The sequence below is a fragment of the Microbacterium sp. zg.Y909 genome (genome assembly GCF_024626565.1).
Genome location: NZ_JANJFJ010000474.1, coordinates 1 through 3,007 on the forward strand (window position 1 = coordinate 1; position 3,007 = coordinate 3,007).

Genomic DNA, 3,007 nt, shown 5'->3' on the forward strand with positions numbered 1-3,007 from the left:
GCTGACGTAGTTCATCGGGTGCAGCGACAGCGTGATCGTGCCGTCGGCCACCCAGGCCTCGAGGTCGTCACCCGTGGTCTCTTCGAGCACGGCGCAGTACGGGCAGGAGAGGTCGGTCCACAGCTCCACCGTGACCGGGCCGTCGCCGACGACGATGCCCTCGGCGGGGTCGGTCAGCGACGAGGTCGCCGGGGTTGGTGCGGTGCTCGCGTTGGCGTTGGGGTCCGTGTCTGCTGCGGTGCACCCCGTGAGCGCGACCAGCGCGGCCGCGATCACGGCGAAGGGAAGGAGTCGCTCACGGTTCATCCTTCTTTGGTACCTCGTCGTCCGGGCTCGTGCACATTTGTCGTTGGCGGGCTACTAGGCTTCCCGGGAATGTGGTCAGACCACATGTGGGGAATCTACGAAAGGCGGTCGCGGCCGGTGCGTGCCCCGGGCGACGATAGCGTGGAGGGCATGCCGACGACGCCGTTCCTCTCCCTTGACGACTACATCGCCCTCGCCCGCACCGAGGGTCTGACGCTCTCGCCCGACGGCGGGCGTGCCGTGCTGACCGTCGCGACGCCGACGAAGGATGCCACGGGCTACGAGCGCTCGCTCTGGCAGGTTCCGACGCGCGGCGAGGGTGCCCCGCGTCGACTCACGCGTTCGGCCAAGGGCGAGGCGGGCGCGGCGTTCCTGCCCAGTGGCGACCTGCTGTTCGTCTCCGCGCGACCTGACACCGAGGCCGCCGACCCGGAGGAGGCGGGTCAGCTGTGGCTGCTTCCCGCAGAGGGCGGAGAGGCCCGCCCGGTGACCCGGCTGTCAGGCGGCGTCTCCGGCATCGCCGCGGTGGCCGAAGCCGCCGAGCGGCTGGTGCTCGCCGCAGATCTGATGCCCTCGGCCGACACGCTCGAAGATGACGCGAGACTGCGCGCCGAGCGCACGAAGCGCAAGGTGTCGGCGATCCTGCACGACACCTACCCGGTGCGGCACTGGGACCACGACCTCGGTCCAGCCGAGCCGCACCTGCTCTCGCTCGACCTCGACGGCCTCGTCGACACCGTGGCCGCCGTGATCGACGAAGAGTCGGCGGCCGCGGACGCCGCCGGCGCCGGCGCTTCCGCCGCGGATGCCGACCGGCCTGAGCCCTACCCGGCGACCCTGCCGCGCCCGCGCGACCTCACCCCGCGCCCGGGCCGCACCGGTGAGAACGCCGGCGCAGCCCTCACGCCCGACGGCACGACGCTCGTCGCCGCGCTGCTCGTGCCCACGGGCCTCGACGGCCGCTACCGCCTGGTGTCGATCGACGTCGCCACCGGCGAGCACACGGTGCTGCGCGACGAGCCCGGCGTGGACATCAGCGGGCCCGCGATCAGCCACGACGGACGCACGCTCGCCTACGTGCGCGCGGTGAAGTCGACGCCCGCCGGCCCCACCGAGCAGGAGCTGTGGGTCAGCGGTGTCGACGGATCCTCGCCGCGCCGCATCGCCGCTGAGTGGGACCGGTGGCCCAGCGGCATCCAGTTCGATCACGACGACCGGGCGCTGATCGTCACCGCCGACTCCGACGGGCGCGGGCCGATCTTCCGCATCGGCCAGGACGACGGCGACGTGCGGCAGCTCACCCACGACGACTTCACATACACCCACGTGCACGTCGACCGCGGCACCGGTGACCTCGTCGGCCTGCGCTCGTCGTGGGTCACCGCGCCTCACCCGGTGCGCATCGCGCGCGACGGCGCCGTCACCGAGCTCGCCACCCCTGCGGCGGTGCCCGAGGTGCCCGGCACGATCACCGAGGTCGACACGATCGCGGCCGACGGCGCGCGCGTGCGCGGCTGGCTGCTGCTGCCCGAGGGTGCGTCAGCCGAGAAGCCGGCGCCACTGCTGCTGTGGATCCACGGCGGACCGCTGAACAGCTGGAACGCGTGGAGCTGGCGCTGGAACCCGAACCTCGCCGTCGCCCGGGGTTACGCCGTACTGCTGCCCGACCCGGCGCTGTCGACCGGCTACGGGCTGGACTTCATCGCCCGCGGCTGGAACAGCTGGGGTGCGGCGCCCTTCACCGACCTGATGGCCATCACGGATGCCGTCGAGGCGCGCCCCGACATCGACGAGACCCGCACGGCCGCCATGGGCGGGTCGTTCGGCGGGTACATGGCCAACTGGGTCGCGGGGCACACCGACCGGTTCCGGGCGATCGTGACGCACGCGAGCCTGTGGGCGCTGGACCAGTTCGCCGGAACGACCGACCACGCCGGCTACTGGCAGAGCATCTTCACCCCGGAGGCGATGCTCGAGAACTCGCCGCACCGCGCCGTCGCCGACATCCGCACGCCGCTGCTGGTCATCCACGGCGACCGTGACTACCGCGTGCCGATCGGGGAGAGCCTGCGGCTGTGGGCCGAGCTCATGGAGCACCACGGCGGTCCGGATGGTTCCACGGTGCACCGGTTCCTGTACTTCCCCGACGAGAACCACTGGGTGCTCAAGCCCCAGCACGCGGTGGTCTGGTACGAGACGGTGTTCGCGTTCCTCGGCGAGCACCTGCTCGGGGAGGAGCCGCCCCGGCCCGCCGGGCTCGGCTGACCCGCGGGCGAGCGGGCCGCGCGCGCTGCCGTTCGGTCGATTCCGGCGCCGTTCGGTAGGACTGGTCGCCGCGGTCGAGTCCATCTCGCTCGATCGTCGCAGATGGCCCTCCCCGCTGGCGTTCGCGGGCCGGATGGACCAGATCGGCGTCGTTCGTTCGTCGCGAGCGGACCCTCGCTCGGGGTTCGGGGACCGGATGCGCCCACTGAACCAGGAACCATCGCCCGGGGACCCTACCCCGCGTGGTTCGGTCGCGCGATCAGACCCTCGCGCGGAGCTTCGGGTGACAGTGACGCTTCCGCGAAACGTCGCGAGCCCCTACGATCGTTTTTCGATACGAAGCTAACGATCGACGATAGGTGCAGTCATGAGATCTCCCCTCATTGCGGTGACGAAGGCGTTGATCGTCGTGCTGTTCGCGTCCGCCGGGATATGT

Annotated in this window: 2 protein-coding genes; one reads left to right on the forward strand and one right to left on the reverse strand. The window is 71.5% G+C overall.

All coding sequences use genetic code 11. The annotated features are described in order from the left end of the window. Positions 1–306: DsbA family protein (locus tag NQ160_RS21525; RefSeq protein ID WP_257517105.1), on the reverse strand; the 306-nt coding region annotated here is incomplete at its 3' end. 150 nt (positions 307–456) lie between these two features. On the opposite strand from NQ160_RS21525, the gene NQ160_RS21530 reads away from it, so the two are divergent. Then, the gene (locus NQ160_RS21530; protein WP_257517106.1) at positions 457–2,571 is read left to right on the forward strand and encodes a S9 family peptidase; all 2,115 of its coding nucleotides are present in this window, start codon (positions 457–459) and stop codon (positions 2,569–2,571) included. Positions 2,572–3,007 lie beyond the last annotated feature (436 nt).

Coding starts and splice junctions, on each gene's coding strand:
- NQ160_RS21530 (WP_257517106.1), top strand. CDS start 457: ATGCCGACGACGCCGTTCCTCTCCCTTGACGACTACATCGCCCTCGCC.